The sequence below is a fragment of the Nocardia vaccinii NBRC 15922 genome, assembly GCF_001613305.1.
GTDB lineage: Bacteria > Actinomycetota > Actinomycetes > Mycobacteriales > Mycobacteriaceae > Nocardia > Nocardia vaccinii.
In genome coordinates this window covers 123,884-140,729 of record NZ_BDCC01000033.1, presented here as the reverse complement: position 1 = coordinate 140,729, position 16,846 = coordinate 123,884, and the positions used below count along the sequence as shown (strand labels likewise).

The 16,846-nt window shown below is 67.9% G+C and carries 18 protein-coding genes; 12 read left to right on the top strand and 6 right to left on the bottom strand.

Features of this window, described 5'->3' with window-relative positions:
* The first annotated feature begins 71 nt into the window (after window positions 1-71).
* Window positions 72-557 carry a universal stress protein gene (locus NV1_RS21935; RefSeq protein WP_245713852.1) on the top strand — a complete coding sequence of 162 codons (486 nt, stop codon included), beginning with the start codon at window positions 72-74 and terminating at the stop codon, window positions 555-557.
* A gap of 44 nt (window positions 558-601) precedes the next feature.
* On the opposite strand, the gene NV1_RS21930 is transcribed toward NV1_RS21935, so the two are convergent.
* Together NV1_RS21930 and NV1_RS21925 are read right to left on the bottom strand one after the other, a co-directional pair.
* Window positions 602-1,024, bottom strand: coding sequence for a nitroreductase family deazaflavin-dependent oxidoreductase (locus NV1_RS21930; RefSeq protein WP_084525616.1), 423 nt, complete (start codon window positions 1,022-1,024; stop codon window positions 602-604).
* Window positions 1,025-1,174: 150 nt separating this feature from the next.
* Window positions 1,175-2,008 carry an alpha/beta fold hydrolase gene (locus tag NV1_RS21925; protein WP_067894253.1) on the bottom strand — a complete coding sequence of 278 codons (834 nt, stop codon included), beginning with the start codon at window positions 2,006-2,008 and terminating at the stop codon, window positions 1,175-1,177.
* Between the two features lie 69 nt (window positions 2,009-2,077).
* On the opposite strand from NV1_RS21925, the gene NV1_RS21920 reads away from it, so the two are divergent.
* Window positions 2,078-2,701, top strand: a complete 624-nt coding sequence (locus NV1_RS21920) for a TetR/AcrR family transcriptional regulator (RefSeq protein ID WP_067894699.1) — start codon at window positions 2,078-2,080, stop codon at window positions 2,699-2,701.
* 224 nt (window positions 2,702-2,925) lie between these two features.
* Here NV1_RS21920 and NV1_RS21915 read toward each other — a convergent pair whose 3' ends face one another.
* Window positions 2,926-4,986 (bottom strand): neutral/alkaline ceramidase, encoded by a 2,061-nt coding sequence (locus NV1_RS21915; RefSeq protein ID WP_067894250.1) that lies wholly within the window; start codon window positions 4,984-4,986, stop codon window positions 2,926-2,928.
* 652 nt (window positions 4,987-5,638) lie between these two features.
* Between NV1_RS21915 and NV1_RS21910 the strand changes: the two genes are divergently transcribed.
* From NV1_RS21910 to NV1_RS21895, 4 genes are all read left to right on the top strand, one after another.
* Entirely contained in the window at window positions 5,639-6,718 is a 1,080-nt protein-coding gene (locus NV1_RS21910; RefSeq protein WP_245713851.1) for a DNA polymerase III subunit beta family protein, read from the top strand.
* Between the two features lie 26 nt (window positions 6,719-6,744).
* A complete protein-coding gene (locus tag NV1_RS21905) occupies window positions 6,745-7,221 on the top strand; it encodes a hypothetical protein (protein ID WP_067894696.1) in 477 nt (158 codons plus the stop codon).
* A 154-nt stretch (window positions 7,222-7,375) separates the two neighbouring features.
* Window positions 7,376-8,311: an alpha/beta fold hydrolase gene (locus tag NV1_RS21900; protein WP_067894247.1), complete on the top strand. Its 936-nt coding sequence runs from the start codon at window positions 7,376-7,378 to the stop codon at window positions 8,309-8,311.
* Window positions 8,312-8,384: 73 nt separating this feature from the next.
* Window positions 8,385-9,614 (top strand): acyl-CoA dehydrogenase family protein, encoded by a 1,230-nt coding sequence (locus tag NV1_RS21895; RefSeq protein WP_067894244.1) that lies wholly within the window; start codon window positions 8,385-8,387, stop codon window positions 9,612-9,614.
* Between the two features lie 40 nt (window positions 9,615-9,654).
* On the opposite strand, the gene NV1_RS21890 is transcribed toward NV1_RS21895, so the two are convergent.
* Window positions 9,655-10,230: a TetR/AcrR family transcriptional regulator gene (locus NV1_RS21890; RefSeq protein WP_067894691.1), complete on the bottom strand. Its 576-nt coding sequence runs from the start codon at window positions 10,228-10,230 to the stop codon at window positions 9,655-9,657.
* 228 nt (window positions 10,231-10,458) lie between these two features.
* On the opposite strand from NV1_RS21890, the gene NV1_RS21885 reads away from it, so the two are divergent.
* A complete protein-coding gene (locus tag NV1_RS21885; protein ID WP_067894236.1) occupies window positions 10,459-10,902 on the top strand; it encodes a MarR family winged helix-turn-helix transcriptional regulator in 444 nt (147 codons plus the stop codon).
* Here NV1_RS21885 and NV1_RS21880 read toward each other — a convergent pair.
* The gene (locus NV1_RS21880) at window positions 10,875-12,152 is read right to left on the bottom strand and encodes an MFS transporter (protein ID WP_067894234.1); all 1,278 of its coding nucleotides are present in this window, start codon (window positions 12,150-12,152) and stop codon (window positions 10,875-10,877) included. The genes NV1_RS21885 and NV1_RS21880 overlap by 28 nt on opposite strands.
* 83 nt (window positions 12,153-12,235) lie before the next feature.
* Here NV1_RS21880 and NV1_RS21875 point away from each other — a divergent pair, with 83 nt between their 5' ends.
* Window positions 12,236-13,102 carry a LysR family transcriptional regulator gene (locus NV1_RS21875; RefSeq protein WP_067894232.1) on the top strand — a complete coding sequence of 289 codons (867 nt, stop codon included), beginning with the start codon at window positions 12,236-12,238 and terminating at the stop codon, window positions 13,100-13,102.
* Between the two features lie 30 nt (window positions 13,103-13,132).
* Here the strand turns inward: NV1_RS21875 and NV1_RS21870 are convergent, their stop codons facing one another.
* Window positions 13,133-13,990, bottom strand: coding sequence for a sigma-70 family RNA polymerase sigma factor (locus tag NV1_RS21870; protein WP_067894230.1), 858 nt, complete (start codon window positions 13,988-13,990; stop codon window positions 13,133-13,135).
* A 72-nt stretch (window positions 13,991-14,062) separates the two neighbouring features.
* Here NV1_RS21870 and NV1_RS21865 point away from each other — a divergent pair, with 72 nt between their 5' ends.
* The 4 genes from NV1_RS21865 to NV1_RS21845 all read left to right on the top strand — a co-directional run bounded on the left by NV1_RS21865 (window position 14,063) and on the right by NV1_RS21845 (window position 16,712).
* Entirely contained in the window at window positions 14,063-14,473 is a 411-nt protein-coding gene (locus tag NV1_RS21865) for a DoxX family protein (RefSeq protein ID WP_067894227.1), read from the top strand.
* Window positions 14,474-14,525: 52 nt separating this feature from the next.
* A complete protein-coding gene (locus NV1_RS21860; RefSeq protein ID WP_067894225.1) occupies window positions 14,526-15,218 on the top strand; it encodes a PASTA domain-containing protein in 693 nt (230 codons plus the stop codon).
* A gap of 125 nt (window positions 15,219-15,343) precedes the next feature.
* Complete coding sequence (locus tag NV1_RS43725) at window positions 15,344-15,772, top strand: serine hydrolase (RefSeq protein WP_157117222.1); 429 nt, start codon at window positions 15,344-15,346, stop codon at window positions 15,770-15,772.
* A gap of 73 nt (window positions 15,773-15,845) precedes the next feature.
* Window positions 15,846-16,712 carry an LLM class F420-dependent oxidoreductase gene (locus tag NV1_RS21845; protein WP_067894218.1) on the top strand — a complete coding sequence of 289 codons (867 nt, stop codon included), beginning with the start codon at window positions 15,846-15,848 and terminating at the stop codon, window positions 16,710-16,712.
* Window positions 16,713-16,846 lie beyond the last annotated feature (134 nt).

Here is a 16,846-nt window from a genome sequence, read left to right as displayed (position 1 = left end):
CTCGACGCCGTCCACCCGGCGCGGCACCCCGGGGTTCGGACGGATTCGGACATCTCGATTAGGCTCGGTTCGTGGCGCAGGAGAAGACTCCGGAGTGGGCGGCCGACAAGGGTTCCGGCTTCGAATTGGGCACCGACGGGCCGCGCGTGATCATGGCCGGGGTGGACGGGACCGAGGCGTCCTGGCGCGCCGCCGCCTATGCCGGGGGCCTGGCCAGACGGCAGAACGCGCTGCTGGCACTGGTCTACGTGCAGCCGTACATGGCGATGTCCGGGGTATACGGCGCGGATGTGCAGGGCGCGACCGCCGAGGTCGCCGACGACCTCGCTCGCGAGATCTCCGAACATGCCGAACGAGTCAAGAACGTCTACAACACCCGCTGGAAGTTCTTCACCCGGCGCGGCGACCCGTACACCGGGCTGGCCCAGGCCGCCGACGAACTCAAGGCCGACGCGGTGATCGTCGGGGCGTCGGAGAAGGCCGGGCACCGATTCGTCGGATCGGTGGCGGTCCGGCTGGTCAAGGCCGGGCGATGGCCGGTGACCGTCGTTCCGTGATCGGCGATGTCGGCCGCGGATGAGCCTGGGCCGCGCTCACCGAATCAGATGCGGGTCAGTTCGAAAAGCCGGAAAGGGCGGTCGCGGACCATGCCCTGCTCCATCACGTAGCCCGGCCAACGCTCGATCGCCCGCTCCCAGGCCCGATCGCGCTCCGCGCCGCGCAACTGCCGGACGCGCACCTTGAAACGTTCTCCGCGACTGTGAATCTCGGCGTGATCGGCGGCGGCCAGATTGGCCGACCACGACGGATGTTGCGGCCGACCCCAATTGGAACCGACCAGCAGGAAGTCGTCCGGCCCGTCGGGCACGTACAACAGCGAGACCGTGCGCGGGACACCGGATTTGCGCCCGAGAACGGTGAGTTCCATGGAGGGCAGACCGGCCACGTCCAGTACCCCGTGCCGGCCCCGGGTGATCCTGCGCACGAGGCGTTCCAGTGCGATGATGAGGGGGGCGATCCGCATTACCGTCCGACGACGCCCGAGCGCGCGACCCACGGCGGGCAGCGGGTTCCTCAGTACGCGAATCACCGTATCCCTCCGTGATGTCGTAGCGATTTCGCAGAGTGCAACGGGTTGGCTGCCCCGTTTATTCCGGCGCGGCCGTGCCGACTGTCATGTGCGGGTGAGGAATTCGCTCATCGCACCTGCGACAGCGGCGGGTTGGTCGATCATGGACAGCACATAGGCGTCGTCGATCTCGCGGAGCCGCCCTTCGGGAAAGAGGCGCGCCAAGCGGGGACCGTGCTCGCGCGGCATCACCTTACCCGCCGAGGACCACAGCACCAGCGCCTCGCCGGCGAAATCGCGCAACGCCTCGGTGGCGGCGATCAACTCGACGCGCGGCGGCAGGGATTTTCCATATTTGCGCAGGTCCCGGCGAATTCGTGGATTGCGCAGCCCCGGTTCGGTCCAGCCGCGCACCAGATCGTCCGGCAGCGGATGACGCGCCATCCAGCCGAGCATCATCGGCAGCCGCCGCAGCGGGGCGATCCGCAACTGACGCAGCGCGAGCGCGAGCCCGCCCGGTGCGTAGACCGCGACGACGGTCATCTTGCCCGGCAGTCCGGGCGGGAAATTGTCGAATGCCTCACAGGGCATGATGATGAGCCGGGAGACGCGCTCGTCGAGACCGTATGCGGTCAGGAACAGCCCGCCGCCCCAGTCGGTGTGCACCAGGGTCACCCCGCGCAGGTCCAGTGCCTCCAGAAAATCGGCGATGACCTGGTTCAGGCCGCGCATGCTCAGATCCGCGTCCGCGCGCATGGGTTCGGGATGAGCGCCGAGCGGCAGTGCCGGGCGGATGTACCGAAACCCCTCCGGCAGCAGCGGAAGCACCCGATCCCACTGGGTTTGGTTCATCAGAACCCCGTGCAGCAGCACCACCGGAGGCCCCTGCCCCTCTTCGACGTAGTGCACCCTGCCCGCGGCGATCTCGACTACCCGCATCCGATCCGTCCCTTCACTAGAACAGTTGCTCTAGAGCACATGTTCTAGTGTGGTGGTATGGCGGAGAACATGTCAACCAACACCCGCGAACGCATCCTCACCGCCGCGACCGAGCTGATGCGTCGTCAGGGGTACGGCGCGACCACCGTCAAGGAACTCACCGTCGCGGCCGGTGCGCCGATCGGATCCCTGTACCACCACTTCCCCGAGGGCAAACAGCAGATCGCCGGGGAGGCGTTGCGCACCAGCGGTGCGGCCTACATACAGCTGCTACCGCTGCTGATGGATCCGTACGAGGATCTGCGCGAGGCGATTCCGGCCGCATTCGCCGCCGCGGCAGTGGATATGGAGCAGTCCGGATGGATGAACATGTGCCCGGTCGGCACCGTCGCCGGGGAGATCGCCGACAGCCAACCCGCGCTGCGCGAGGTGGCCGCGGAGGTCATCGAATCCTGGATCGAGCAGGGCGCCGACTACCTCGCGGGCCGCGGACTGCGGCCCGAGCCGGCGCGCCGGCTGATACTGGCCATGCTCAGCGCGTTGGAGGGAGCGTTCATCCTGAGCCGCACACTCCGCTCCACCGAACCGCTGCACGCGGCCGGTCACGCCATGAGCGCTCAACTCGAGATCGCGCTACGGGACCAGGACACCGCGCCCGCCCCTTCGACACAGCCGCATTCTCCGTCCGTGTGACGCGCGGCGAGACCCCGTGACACCGCTCGGGGCGCAGCCCACCTCGCAACCGGATCCGGCGACCCGACCAGATCCTGCCGACCGGGCGACGGCACTGCGCCGACGCGCCGGGAAGCCGACCGCGCCGGACGTCCGTTGCTCGAGGGGTGTGCGTACGCGGGCGCGTATGTGACAACACCCGAGGACTACGTCTCCCAGCCCGCCGAGATGCCCCGGAAGGCGTGCTACACGACGGTGAATTCCGCTGACGTGCCGGTGAATCGGGCGCGCTTGCCCGCGGCGTCGCGGGAGTCGCCGATGTAGCGGATGCGGTGACGTCCCGCGCGGGTGCCGTGCGGGACGGTCCATCGGATGCGGACGATCGACGCCGCGGGCTGGCCGTCCGGACGTCGCCAATGCAGTTCGGTGCACCAATCGTTGTCGTCCCGAACTCGCTGCCAGTCGGCGCCGTTCGCGCGCTGGATCTCGAAATATGTTCCGCCGGTGTGGAAGTCGTTGTTCAGGTGCGCGCCGCAGAATTCGGCCGTGACGGTCTGTCCCGCAACGACGTCCGACGGCTGAGTCAGCACATCGCCGAACGCGTACCCGGCGACGGGTACGTCCGGCGGAACCGGCGGCAGGAGATTCGGCTGCGGTCCGGAGGTCCAGTCCAGCGGCGCCGGGCCCCGGCCGAGATCGGTGCGGGCGGTCAGAGCCCGTGCCAGCCGGTCGAATTCCTGCATGTAGGCCGGCAGCGTCCAGCGGCCGAACTGGGTCTCCCCGCCCTCGTACTGCTGGGAGACATACTCCTCGGGTGTGGTCACATATTGGCTGTAGCCGTTGGCGTAACCCTGCATCAGTACGTTCTCGAGCGGCGCGCCGAGCGCGTCGGCAACCAGCCGCCGGATCCGCAGTCCGGCCACGATGGTGTATTCCGCTGGGCCGCAGGCCAATACCAGGTCACCGACGCGGATGATCTGGAGCATCAGCACCTGCGGATTCCACGGCCGCGGCGGCAGAATGCCGAGCGGAGCGGCGATCAGCTTGGGCGCCTGCATATCTCGCATCCACTGTTCGATCGGAGCATCGATGCCGCCGAGCGCGGCGACCATCGGGTTGGTATCACCCTCCCGCAGGAACGACAGCTGGCTGTTCCAGTTGTCCTCCTCGCTGGTCGCCACGGCCGATGCGCCCATCATCGCCGGTGCGGTGCGGGCCGGTTTGCCATCGGGGCTGTAGGAGCCGTCGACGGCGATATCGGCCATGTTCACGTAGTGCGCCACCGCGTCCACACCGCCGCGGCTCATGGGGCGTGCGGAGGCGAAGGCCGCGCGTCCGGCCTGATATTGCCGTTCGCCGATGATCGTGCAGTTGAGCCGGTTGTTCTCGGTCGGCCCGGACGGATGCATGGGGATGCAGTTCAGATTGGGGGTCATATCACCGGCGTTCGTCTGCGCGAATGCAGCCAGGAAGCGGGGCTGCCCGTCGCCGTGCCGCACCCCCATCTCGTCGTGTTCCCAGCGATAGCTGGCATAGCCCTTGTTGTCGGTGGAGATGAGCGTATTGCGGTCGGTCAGTGAGGTGCCGTGGGTGGCGAACCAGGTGATCGCGCCGACATCCCGGCCGCCCTGACGCAGCCGCAACACCGTCACCGCGGGGTCGATCGCGTTGGGGAATACGGCCTTGTCCGACGGCGGGTCGAGTTCGAAGGCGACCCGAGAGCGGTTGGCGCTGGCGTCGTGGAGTTCGCCGTGCCCGAGCATGATCGTGCCGGGCGCCAACCGCTCGTGCGCCTGCACGATCGCGGTGATGATCCCGTTCACCTCGGCCTCGAACGAGTTCTGCTGAAATCCGTACGCGGCAAGGGAATACGCGTATTCGCGGGCGGTCCCGCCGCACGAATTGTGGTTGTGCGTGGCGTTGATGCCGACGTTGCGCTCGGTGTACAGATCGCCGAATCGCCCGGCCAGCCGCCGCAGCACCTCGAGCTGTACCGACTGGAACAGGCATGCGTTGTCGGTGGTGACGAAGGCGATGCGATCCCCGCTGTCCCGGTCCACGACGATGTACGCGCGCGCCCAACATCGCGTGAGCAGTCCGGTGGCGACCTGATCGGCCTCGGAGTAGCCCATCATGCCCTGACCCGCGGGCGCGCCGGTGATATCCCCGATCCCACATCCGATCAGGTACCCCTGACCGTCCGCCGGATGTGGCGGCCGCGCGGTCGCGGGATTCGCCGCGGACATACCCGCCGCCACCGCAACGGCCGCCGTACCGGCCAATACCGATCGCCGCGAGACTGTCACCGAGACTCCTTGGTGTCGTGACGCGCGGAAGTGACATCCGGCGCATCTCGGTGGCACCGTGTTCCACACCATGCCGATTCCTGTTCGTCGCAGCGTACTGGTCAATCGTCCAGTACGCTGGCCGCTCGGTACGTCATCGATGGAAATACGCCGATCGGACCGGTAAACATACCGGAAATGCCTTCGCACACAACGGCGAACGCCCGGCCGGATCGGATTCACGATCCGGCCGGGCGTTCGCCGACCGGCGCCGGCCCACGGAATACCGGACGGCTCGTAGCGGAAGGGGTCAGATGTTGCCCGCGTACGTGGCCGCACTGCCGAGGATGCCGGCGGCCGCGCTGCCAGTGGCGCTGAGTCCGGCGATGATGAGAGCGAGAAGCATGAGGGCGACCTTTCGATTGTCTGGAGACTCCCGAAAAGTACAGCCGCGCAAGAGGAGTCACAATGGTTGCAACCCTTCTCTGCCCGAACTCCAGGCCAACTGACAGGCGGTTCCCAGCAAACCCGCGATCGGACGTTCCGCGGGCTCGGCCGATCTCGGCGGTCAGCGGGAGCCGTTCGGCGGGACTCGAACGCCCCTCCGGCTCGACCCACCCGCGGGGGCGTAAAGCTTGACCTTCGGGTTACCCGAGGCTCCATGATGGCCCACGTGACCGAATCGGATTTCCAGGACGAGCCGGACGAGTTCGTCACGATCGGGGTGTTGGCTCGTGCGAGTGGACTGACGGCGACGGCGCTGCGGTTCTACGACGACTGCGGGTTGCTGCCGCCGGCACGGGTGGATTCTTCCAGCGGGTATCGGTACTACACCCAGGGACAGCGTCAGCGGGCGGTGATCATTCGGCGACTGCGGGAGATCGGGATGCCGCTCGATGCCGTCGCCGCGGTACTGGCGGGTGACGCCGAGGCCGGGGGGCGGCTGCTGGACGAACATGTCGCGGGGCTCGAGCGGCGCGCTCGCGAGGCAGCCGCGGCGGTCGAGGCCATCAAGGACGCGCTGCGAGCCGAATCGGATCCGCACCTCGTCGTGGTCCGTGGAAACGAGTTCGCCGAGGCGATCGAGCAGGTCCGGCCGGCGGTCGCGCGGGACACCGCGATCGCGGTGCTCACCGGGATTCTCGTCGAGTCCGACGGCGACTCGGTGGTATTGACCGCGACCGATCGTTATCGACTCACCACGCGATCGCTGGTTCCGCTGCGAGCCGCGGCGCACCCCTGGTCGCTGGTCGTACCGGCTCGGGACCTGGCCGCGCTGACCGCCCGGCTGCGCGAGCGGGAACAGCTGCCGATCTCCTCTTCCGCGGCGGCCCTGGTGCTGGCCGGCACCGAAATCCGTTGTCCGGCAATCACAGAGTCGTATCCGGACTATCGACGCATGCTCACCGAACTGCCCTCGGCGCGCACCCGCGTGGTGGTGGATCGCGATCTGCTCCGCGAGGCCGTCGAACAGGCCGGGACGCGAACCCTGCACTGCGCGATCGATGCCGGCGCACTGCGCACCTCGACCGGGCCGAACGGACCGGAACATCGAATTTCCGCGTCCGTCGAAGGAATACGAACCACACTGGCCTTCGATCCCACCACCCTCTCCCCCGCGCTGCGCACGGCCGTCGGCCCGGAAATCATGCTCGATATCGCAGCGCCGGACCAGCCGGTCGTCATCCGCTCGGCCGCCGCCGGAGGTCTCACCACCCTCGCCATGCCCACCCGAAGAAAGGACCATCCGTGAACCCCACCGCCGGACCCGACGACACCATGACCGCGATCACCGTCGCCGTGCAATACGGCCACGCCGGCGATCCCGACGCGGCTCGTGACACACTTCTCGACCTCTGGGACACGCTCGGCCCGCTCGGCGACCCACTGCACCGGTGCACCCTCGCGCACTACCTCGCCGACCTGTACGACGACGCCGCACAGGCGCTGATCTGGGACGTCCGGGCACTCGACGCGGCCGGAGCGCTCACCGACGAGCGAACCCGGCGGCACCACCCGACTCTGCGGGTACGCGGCTTCTACCCCTCCCTGCACCTGAATCTCGCCGACAATCTCCGCCGCCTCGGTTCCTTCGAAGCCGCGGATCAGCACCTCGAGGCGGCCCGCGGATATTTCGACGCGCTCGGCGCGGACCCCTACGGCGACCGCATCCGGTCGGCCGCCGACGAGGTGGCCGCGGCGGTGTGCGCACGCTCGACCCAGCGCCGGGACAGCGCGCCGGACGGCCGGTCGTGAGTTCCGCCTCACGGCCCAATCGCAAATTCACCTTGTTCAAAACTGCTGTACACCAACTCTTTACGGACCATAGTTGAATCCGGCGTCAACTTTGATACCGTAACGAGTACCGCGACCGCGGTGCAGACACTCGGCAGGCGAGGTGGCGCGAGAAGTGAGTACACGGGCTCCGGTAGCGGACTGGGCGGCGCTGGGCAGCAGGCAGGTCGCGGTGAACGGGATCGAGCTCCGAGTCGTCGAACACGGCGAAGGGCCGCTGGTGGTCTTCTGCCACGGCTTCCCCGAACTCGGATTCTCCTGGCGGCACCAGGTCTTCGCCTTCGCCGAGGCCGGGTTCCGCACGCTGACCCCGGATATGCGCGGTTACGGCGGCAGTTCGCGGCCGGATCGGATCGAGGACTACGCGATGAAGACCCTCTGCGGCGACCTCGTCGGCCTGCTCGACGCGGTCGGCGCGCGGGACGCGATCTTCATCGGACACGACTGGGGCGCCTCGGTCGTATGGCAGACCGCGCTGCGGCATCCGGATCGGGTGCGGGCGGTGGCCGGCCTGAGCGTCCCGGTCGCGCCCCGCCCCAAGGCGCCACCGATCTCGATCTTCCGCTCACGGTTGGGCGAGAACTTCTACATGTGCTGGTTCCAGGAGCCGGGCGTCGCGGATGCGGCCCTGGCCGCCGATGTGCGGCGCACCCTCCTGTGCGACGAGGTGGTCAGCGCCGAGGACCTGACCGGCGACAACGCGAATCAACAGCCGCCGAAATGGCTTTCCGAGGCCGAACTGCGGTATTACATCGACGCGTTCACCACGACCGGCTTCACCGGCGGGCTCAACTACTACCGCAACCTCGACCGCGACTGGGAACTGTCCGCCGACCTGGCCGGAGCGAAGATCACCGCGCCCGCCTACTTCATCTCGGGCGCGGACGACGCGGTGCTCCGTTTTACTCCACTCGCCAAGATGGATGCCGTACTGACCGACCTGCGCGGCACCCTGCTGCTCGACGGCGCGGGGCACTGGATCCAGCAGGAACGCGCCGACGAGGTCAGCACCGCGCTGATCGAATTCGCCCGCGGTGTGCCCGGGAACTGATCCCGGTCACCGAACTACAGTTGCAATTCACTCCGATGCCGCAGCGGTGCGGCTCGCATCGATGGGAGACCCGATGGACCTGTTCACCGGTTCCGAACGCGCTCAGCGATATATCGAGGACCTCACGGCCTTCATGGCGGATCGCGTCTACCCGGCCGAGGCCGTCTACCAGGAGCAGATGCGCGCCGCCGGTGACCCGCACCATCACCCGCAGATCCTCGAGGATCTCAAGGCCGAGGCGCGCGAGCGCGGGCTCTGGAATCTGTTCCACCCGCATCCGGAATGGGGTCCGGGCCTGACCAACCTGGAGTACGCGCCGCTGGCCGAGATCATGGGCCGCAGTCCGGCGCTGGCCCCCGAAGCGTGCAACTGCGCGGCCCCGGACACCGGGAATATGGAAGTGTTCACATTGTTCGGCACCGAGGAGCACAAGCAGCGCTGGCTCGAACCGCTGCTTGCCGGAACCATCCGCTCCGCGTTCGCGATGACCGAACCGGGCGTGGCGAGTTCGGATGCGACCAATATCGAGATGAGCATGCGCCGCGACGGCGACGACTACCTGCTCGATGGCCGAAAGTGGTTCGCCTCCAACGCTTTGCACGCCAACTGCAAGGTGCTGATCGTGATGGGCAAGACCGATCCCGAGGCCGCGCCGCACCGGCAGCAGTCCATGCTGGTCGTCCCGATCGACGCACCCGGGGTGCAGGTGGTCCGGAATCTGCCGGTGTTCGGATATGCCGATCGCGAGGGCCACGCGGAGATCGTCTTCGACAACGTGCGCGTCCCGAGCAGCGACGTACTCGCCGGTCCGGGTGAGGGTTTCGCGATCAGCCAGGCCCGGCTCGGGCCCGGTCGCATCCACCACTGCATGCGCGCCATCGGCATGGCCGAGCGTGCTCTGGAACTGATGTGCCGTCGCGCGGAATCGCGCACCACCTTCGGCGCGAAGCTCAGCGACCGCGCCAATATCCAGGACTGGATCGCCGAGGCGCGCATCGAGATCGAGCAGACTCGCCTGCTCACCCTCAAGGCGGCCTGGATGATGGACACCGTCGGCAACAAGCAGGCGCGGGTGGAGATCGCCGCGATCAAGGTCGCCGCGCCGAATATGGCGTTGAAGATCGTCGACCGGGCGATTCAACTGCACGGCGCGGGCGGGGTGACCGAGGATTTCCCCCTCGCGAGCTTCTGGGCGCACCTGCGTACGCTGCGTCTGGCCGATGGGCCCGACGAGGTGCACAAGCGCAGTATCGCGCGGGCCGAGCTGGGCAAGTATCGCCGGCGCGGGGGCGCGAAGGCGTGAAACAGGTCGTCGCGGGCCGCGCACACGGACCGCGGCCCCGTCATTCCCCGTCGAGTTTCAGGGCGTTGACCCACAGAGCGGTCAGCGTCTGCACCAGTTTCTCGAAGGCGATCCGCTGGTCCAGAACGAAGACCAGGTAGGCCATCCGGCTCACCATTCCCGACAGCGCGTGCGCGGTGATCGTCGGATCCAGATCGGCGGCGGCCCGGCCGGACTTCTGCAGGGCGCGAATCATTCGCGCATTGCGCTGGACGAAGGCGCGGCTGCGTTCGATGCGCATCCGCCGGAAGTTCTCGTCGACCTGGGCGACCTGTTCGAAGACCGCCATCAGGCGGGCATTTCGCTTGTAGGACAGCAGATATTCGCGGTTCGCCGCCTCGATCAGGACGCAGGGGTCGGTGATGCCGCTGCGCTCACGCAGGTGCGGATGCAGCATTTCCTCCTGCACCTGCTCGACCACGGCGGCGAAGATCTCGTCCTTACCGTCGAAGTAGGTGTAGAACGAGCCCGAGGCCACACCGGCGGCCGCGGAGATGTCGGAGATCTTCGCCTCGAGGTAACCGTCACGTTCGAACACCTGCCGGGCGGCCGCGATCAGCGCCGCGCGGGTCCGCACACCTCGCTGGGTACGGGGCGCGGGACGACCGGACTCCCCCTGGCCCGCAACGGTTTCCGATACCACCCCGATCACCTGCTCCCGGCTCGCCGACACCTCGCTTCCCGGTCGCCACGCTATCACCGCGACCGCCGAATCCGACGTCGGCTTCGGAAAGCAGAGCGAGTGGGCACATTTGCGTGTGGTATACCGACATTCGCATATCGCACGCCGAGCCGAAAGGACCGCATGGACAAGCTCACGGACCTGCTCGAGTTCGAGACGATGTTGCTGGGCCGCTACAGCCTGACCTCCCAGCGCGGTGCGGGACGCCTGGACCGCAGCGCTTACACCCTGCTGTACCGGCTGCGCATGGAAGGCGCGATGTCCATCGGCCAGTTGAGCGAGGCGCTGGGGCTGGACGCCTCGACGGTGAATCGGCAGACCGCGGCCATGCGCCGCGCGGGGCTGGTGGATCGGATTCCGGATCCGGAAGGCGGTATGGCTCGCAAATTCCAGGTCAGCGAGCAGGGGGCCGCACAGCTCGAGGCCGATCGAGCCGCGGCGGTCGGCCATCTGGACGCCATCCTCGCGGACTGGTCCCGGGCGGATCTGGGTGCGCTGGTCGGCTATCTCGAACGCCTGAACACCGATATCGAGCGTTATCACGGGCGTCCCTGGCCACGTCCCTGAACGATCTGGTCCGGGGTGTTCGCGGTGGTCGCACGGCCCGGAATATGCCGGGCGAACGCGGCCCACAACGCGATTCCGGTCACCGTGGCGCCCGCACCAATCTCACAGACCCGAAGCCAGCCGCCCGATTCGTAGGCGGCCCCGGCGGTGACCGATCCGGCGACGCCGCCGAGAAAATACATCACCATGTAGGCCGTGGTGAGCCTGCTGCGGGCGGCCGGGTCCAGCGCGTAGATCGCGCTCTGATTGGACAGTTGAATGCCCTGTATCCCGAAGTCGAACACCAGCAGGGCCGCGATCAGCGCGATGATCGAATGCCCGCCCCAGGCCAGCAGCGCCCAGCTGGCCAGCAGAACGATCCACACCAGCGTCGTCACCACACGCAGATGTCCGCGATCGGACAACCGGCCCACCACCGGTGCGCCCAACGCCCCGGCCACACCGGCGATGCCGAACAATCCGATCACGACCTCCGAATAGTGATACGTACTCCCGTGCCCCCCGGCGAGCAGGAATGCCAGGGCGGTCCACACGCCCGAAAAGCACGCCATCGCAACGAAACCCAGCACCATGCGATGCCGCAGCGCCGGATGCAGGCGGATCAGAAACAGGATCGAGACGAGCACCTCGCGATAACGTTCACCACTGGCGGCCCGGCCGGTGGCGGGCGTGAGCAGATAGACACTCACCGACATCACCAGCTGGATCGCCGCCGCGACGACCAGTACCGTGCGCCAGCCGCCGAGCTGCGCGATCGCGCCGGAGAGCACCCGCGAGGACAGGATGCCCAGCAGCAGTCCGCTCATCACCGTGCCGACGACCTGACCGCGGCGTCCCGGTTCGGCCAGTGACGAAGACCACGGCACCACGACCTGCGCGGCGGAGGCGGTGATCCCGGTGACGAACACGGCCACCAGCAGAATCGGGAAGTTGGGCGCGACCGCCGAAACGACCAGCGCCAGCACCGACGCCGCCAGCAGGCCCGGAACCATCCGGCGGCGTTCGAGGAAATCACCCAGCGGGACCAGCAGCGCCAAACCACACAGATATCCCACCTGAGCGCCGCTGACCAGCAGCGCCGCGGTGGCGGTCGAGCTGCGCAGATCGCCCGCGACCTGGTGCAGCAGCGGCTGAAGGTAGTAGAGACAGCCCGCGGACGATCCCGCGGTCACCGCGAAAACGAGCACGAGCAGACGAGTGAGCCGGGCCTGCTGCGGCGCGGCGGCGGTCGAAACACTCACTCCATTCATGGTCCGGCACCAGGCCAATCAACGGAAGCGATGGATTTCGATACCCCCATCAACATCGGAGATGCCGAGGCTAGGCTCACGGGATGGAGTTGCGTCAAATCGAATGCTTCCTGGCCTGCCGGGAGGCCGGGTCGTTCACCGCCGCGGCGCGGTCGCTGAATCTGGTGCAGTCGGCGGTGTCGACGAGCGTGGCGAAACTGGAACGAGAACTCGGTACGCGGCTGTTCGATCGAACCCCGCGCGGATTGGAACTCACCGAGGCCGGACGCGCCATCTCCGGGCCGGCCGCGGCGATGGTGCGTGCTCGGCGGGAGGTCACCGACGCGATCGCCGCGGCCCGCGGCGAGGTCCGCGGCGAGGTGGTGATCGGCAACCTGATGAATATCCGCTCCCTGGATCTGGCCGCCGTCCTGGCCGGCATGCACCGCCGATACCCGGCGCTGACCTTGCAGATGCGCCAGAGCATCTCGGGAATGAGCGGCAATATCGCCGGGCTGCTCGACGGCAGTCTCGATATCGCACTGCTGGCCGGTTCGACCGACGAGATACCGGGGCTGAGCCTGTACCCGATCCTCGAGGAGACCCTGGTGCTGTGTGTGCGCCCGGATCATCCGCTCGCCGGGCGGCCGTTCCCGCCCGCGGCGCTGGCCGGTACGCGGTTCATCGATTACCCGCCGGGCTGGGGGATCCGGAGTATCGCCGATGAACGATTCCCGTTGCGCCGCACCGTTATCGAGGTCGCCGATCAGGAATTCGCACTGGAGCTGGCCGCCCAGGACTTCGGGGTCACGCTGGTACCGCGCTCGGTCGCCGAACGTTGGACCAGCCTCGTTCACCTCGACCCGGCCGACGGACCGATGCCCTGGAAACTGGCTGTGGCGCACGATGCGCAGCGCACACCGTCACATGCGGCGCACACCGTTATCGAGACATTGCGAAATCTGGTCTGAGACGCGCATTTACCACCGGCCGTCCCGCTCTCACCCCTCCGGCGGTACGGCCGGGATCCGGTGGGGATCGGCGAGGACATCGATCTCGACGATCCGGCCGCCGGCAACGACGAACGCCATGAGGGACGCCGCCCGCCCGTCGACGGTGACGATCACACCGGCCGCGCCGTTCACCAGGACCGGCCGCAGCACCGCACGCGGATGCGCGAACCGCACCGCACGCTCGGCGGATTCATCGGAACCGGTTGTCTCCCAAAGCTTTCCGGTTCCGAGGTCACCGCGCAGGACGACGTCCGGGGCGAGCACCCGCACCAGCGCGGCGATATCGCCGCGGCGGGCGGCGGCGAAGAAGGCGTCCAGCACGCGACGTTGATCCTCCGGATTGCCTTCGGACGCGGGCGCCGCGCGGACTCGTCGTCGCGCCCGGCTGGCCAGTTGGCGGGTCGCCTCGGGCGAACGGTCCAGAATCGCCGCGATCTCGCCGAACGGCACGGCGAAACTGTCGTGCAGGACGAAGGCGACCCGTTCGGCGGGGTCGAGGCGATCCAGCACCACCTGCAGTGCCATACCGATCGAATCCGCCAGCAGCGCTTGGGTTTCCGGCGTGGTGTGGCCGTCGATGGTGACGATCGGATCGGGTAGCCGCACCCCGATCGGAACCTCGTGTCGCGCACTGCGGGATCGCAACAGGTCCAGGCAGGTGTGTGCGAGGGCCGTAGTCAGCCAGCCGCCAGGGTTGTGCACAGATTCCACGGAGGTGCGCCGGGTGCGCAACCACACCTCCTGCAGCGCGTCGTCCGCCTCGCTCACCGAACCCAGCATCCGGTAGGCCATCGCCCGCAACCGGGCCCGGCTCTGCTCGAGTTCGCGCGTGAGCGAATCGGTCATGTCACATCTCCCGGACGCCATCCGCCATAGCGGTGAGAGGTATTTCCAACCCTAGTCGGGAGGACCGCCGAAATGGCCGTATCGACCCTGTCTTCGCCCGGCACGCGCACGCGCTCGATCGTCTACTGGACCGCCACCGTACTCATCGTCGCCGAACTCGGCGTGGGCGGCATCTGGGATGTGGCGCGCATCCCCTACGTCCGTGATCTGGTCGTGCACCTGGGATATCCCACGTATTTCCTGGTGCTGCTGGGCGTCTGGAAGATTCTGGGCGCGCTCGCGCTGCTGGTTCCCGGACGTCCATTGCTCAAGGAATGGGCGTACGCGGGCGCGTTCTTCGTCTACACCGGGGCCATCGCGTCTCATCTGACCGAGCGATATGCCCTCGGCGAGGTGGCCGTGCTGACAGCGATGACCGCGCTGACGGTCCTGTCGTGGGCTCTGCGCCCGCCGAGCCGACGACCGGGGCCCGCTGTTCGCTGACGGCGTGAGAAGTTCCCCGGTCCGACCCTTCGCGTCAGGATATCCTTACAGCATGGCGAAGGCAGACGTACCGGACGAGGGCGGGGCCGCGTGGCGGCGGCTCGCCTCCCGTCGCGGCGGACCGAGAACGGGTGACGAAGCGCTCACCGCACTGGCCGATATCGGCGCGGTGCGCAGACTGTTGGATCAATGGGAACTGGGCGCGGTGCGCATCGCGCGCCGCCGGGACAAGTCCTGGGCCGAGATCGCCACCTATCTGGGTGTGACCAGGCAGTCGGCCTGGGAGCGCTGGCGGGATCTGGACTCCGAACCCGAGCCCAGCACGCCCAGCGGCCGCGCCGAGGGCATCGAATCCGCCGATCCGGCACCGGAATCCGCCGAGATCGAAGTCACCGAGTGGGAGCGGGATCTGCTCGACGCCGGTGCTCGGCGCAGGCGCGCGAATGTCAGGGTTCCCTCGGTCGTCGGACTCGAATGGGCCGCCGCGTTGCACGCGCTCACCGGCAAGGGTTTGGTCGCCGCGAACGCCGATCCGGATGCGCCGCTACCGGATACGGCCGAATCGGGCTGGTTCGTCACCGATCAGAGCCCGGAATCCGGTGCCCGGGTGGCCGGCGGTTCGGCGGTGCGACTGTGGTTGCGGCGCAACGGCGGTGCCGGTGTGCGAGAACCGCGTCAGCCGGTGCCGCCGCCGCTGCGATCGATTCCGGAGCTGCCCGAGCCGACCGGCCGGGCCGCGAGCTGACCCACCTGGGCGGTCGGTGCCGAAACCGGCCGCCTTGCTGGTGATTCCGCGCCATCGATAGGAGTTGGCAGCAAGCCGGCATCGCTGTCTCGAGGTCCACACAGGCTCGCGCCGATCAATGAAGTATGGACTCGATATTGCCGCGCGCTCGTCGCGACGTGGATGGCTGTGGGCCGTCATCGGCGGTCGCCGCGCCCGTGCCGAGCCTTCCGATCCCGCGGCTGCCGAGCGGTTCCGCCGGAACCGCACCCAGCGCGCCGCAGGTGTCACCGGAGGCGTTGGGCCAGGAGATGCGGGCCGCGATCCAGGCCGCGTCGCCCGGCACCCGGGTCGGCATCGATGTCGTGGACACCACCACCGGGGCGACGGTCGCCGATCTCGACAGTGGTCAGCAGTTCTACACCGCGTCCGTGGTCAAGTTGCCGATCGCCCTGGACGAGCTGAATTCACAAGGACTGAAATCCCCTGGACGCCCTCACGATCGACCTGGCCGGACATTCGGCCGAACTCCGGCTCCGCACGGCGGCCGAGATCGCTGGAGACGGCAAACATGACAGATAAACTGTACAGCTCGACCTGTCTAATCTAGACTGGCGAGCGCATCGAGCCGACGGAAGGAACACCACCATGCGCTTCGCCGTCCACTACATCGACTTCCTGCCGGGCGATCCGGCCGCTCTGGGCCCGGCTCTGTCCCGCACCGCCGTCGCCGCCGAACAGGCCGGCGCCGAGATCTTCACCCTGGCCGACCATTTCTTCCAGATGGAGGCCGTGGGCAAGGCCGAGGACCCCTTCCTCGAGGGATACACCAGTATGGGATTCCTGGCCGGGCGGACCGCGAAGATCACGCTGACCATGCTGGTCACCGGCATCACCTATCGCCATCCGGGCCTGCTGGCCAAGATCGCCACCACCCTGGACGTACTGTCCGGCGGGCGGTCCATGCTGGGCCTCGGCGCGGCCTGGTACGAACGCGAGCACACCGCGCTGGGTGTGCCGTATCCGCCGCTGCGCGACCGCTTCGAGATGCTCGAGGAAACCCTGCAGATCTGCCTGCAGATGTGGAGCGAGAACGACGGGCCGTACCGGGGCAAGCACTATCAGCTCGCGGAGACCATCTGCCGGCCGCAGCCGATCCGCCGGCCGCCGATCCTGCTCGGCGGGAGCGGCGAGAAGAAGACTTTGCGCATGGTCGCCCAGTACGCCGATGTCTGGCACACGAACGCACCGGTGCCGGAGCTGCCGCACAAGATCGAGGTACTGCACCGGCACTGCGCGACGTTCGACCGCGACCCGGCCGAAATCCGCATCCACACAGGACATTTCACCGATCCGTTCGCGGACCCCGACACCTACCTGAAGAACGCGGAGGCGTGCGCCGCGCTGGGAGTCGAGTTGCTCAATGTCGGCCCGGTCCCCGGCACCCCGGACCCCGCGGGGTGGGTCGAACGATTCGGCGAGCAGATCGCACCCCGCCTCGCCGAGATCGGCTGATCGAGCCCCGGCGAACGCCACGCGAGGCGGGGCCGGGCAGCTACCGGCCCGCATCCGACCATGACGGGATTGTATGAGACCCCGAGTCCCATATATCCTGGAGGCACGAGCCGGTGCATCGCGCCCGCAGGAAC

Coding starts and splice junctions, on each gene's coding strand:
- NV1_RS21885 (WP_067894236.1), top strand. CDS start 10,459: ATGGACAAGCTCACGGACCTGCTCGAGTTCGAGACGATGTTGCTGGGC.
- NV1_RS21905 (WP_067894696.1), top strand. CDS start 6,745: ATGACCGCGATCACCGTCGCCGTGCAATACGGCCACGCCGGCGATCCC.
- NV1_RS21870 (WP_067894230.1), bottom strand. CDS start 13,990: ATGACCGATTCGCTCACGCGCGAACTCGAGCAGAGCCGGGCCCGGTTG.
- NV1_RS21875 (WP_067894232.1), top strand. CDS start 12,236: ATGGAGTTGCGTCAAATCGAATGCTTCCTGGCCTGCCGGGAGGCCGGG.
- NV1_RS43725 (WP_157117222.1), top strand. CDS start 15,344: ATGGACTCGATATTGCCGCGCGCTCGTCGCGACGTGGATGGCTGTGGG.
- NV1_RS21895 (WP_067894244.1), top strand. CDS start 8,385: ATGGACCTGTTCACCGGTTCCGAACGCGCTCAGCGATATATCGAGGAC.
- NV1_RS21930 (WP_084525616.1), bottom strand. CDS start 1,024: ATGCGGATCGCCCCCCTCATCATCGCACTGGAACGCCTCGTGCGCAGG.
- NV1_RS21920 (WP_067894699.1), top strand. CDS start 2,078: ATGTCAACCAACACCCGCGAACGCATCCTCACCGCCGCGACCGAGCTG.
- NV1_RS21860 (WP_067894225.1), top strand. CDS start 14,526: ATGGCGAAGGCAGACGTACCGGACGAGGGCGGGGCCGCGTGGCGGCGG.
- NV1_RS21880 (WP_067894234.1), bottom strand. CDS start 12,152: ATGAATGGAGTGAGTGTTTCGACCGCCGCCGCGCCGCAGCAGGCCCGG.
- NV1_RS21845 (WP_067894218.1), top strand. CDS start 15,846: ATGCGCTTCGCCGTCCACTACATCGACTTCCTGCCGGGCGATCCGGCC.
- NV1_RS21925 (WP_067894253.1), bottom strand. CDS start 2,008: ATGCGGGTAGTCGAGATCGCCGCGGGCAGGGTGCACTACGTCGAAGAG.
- NV1_RS21865 (WP_067894227.1), top strand. CDS start 14,063: ATGGCCGTATCGACCCTGTCTTCGCCCGGCACGCGCACGCGCTCGATC.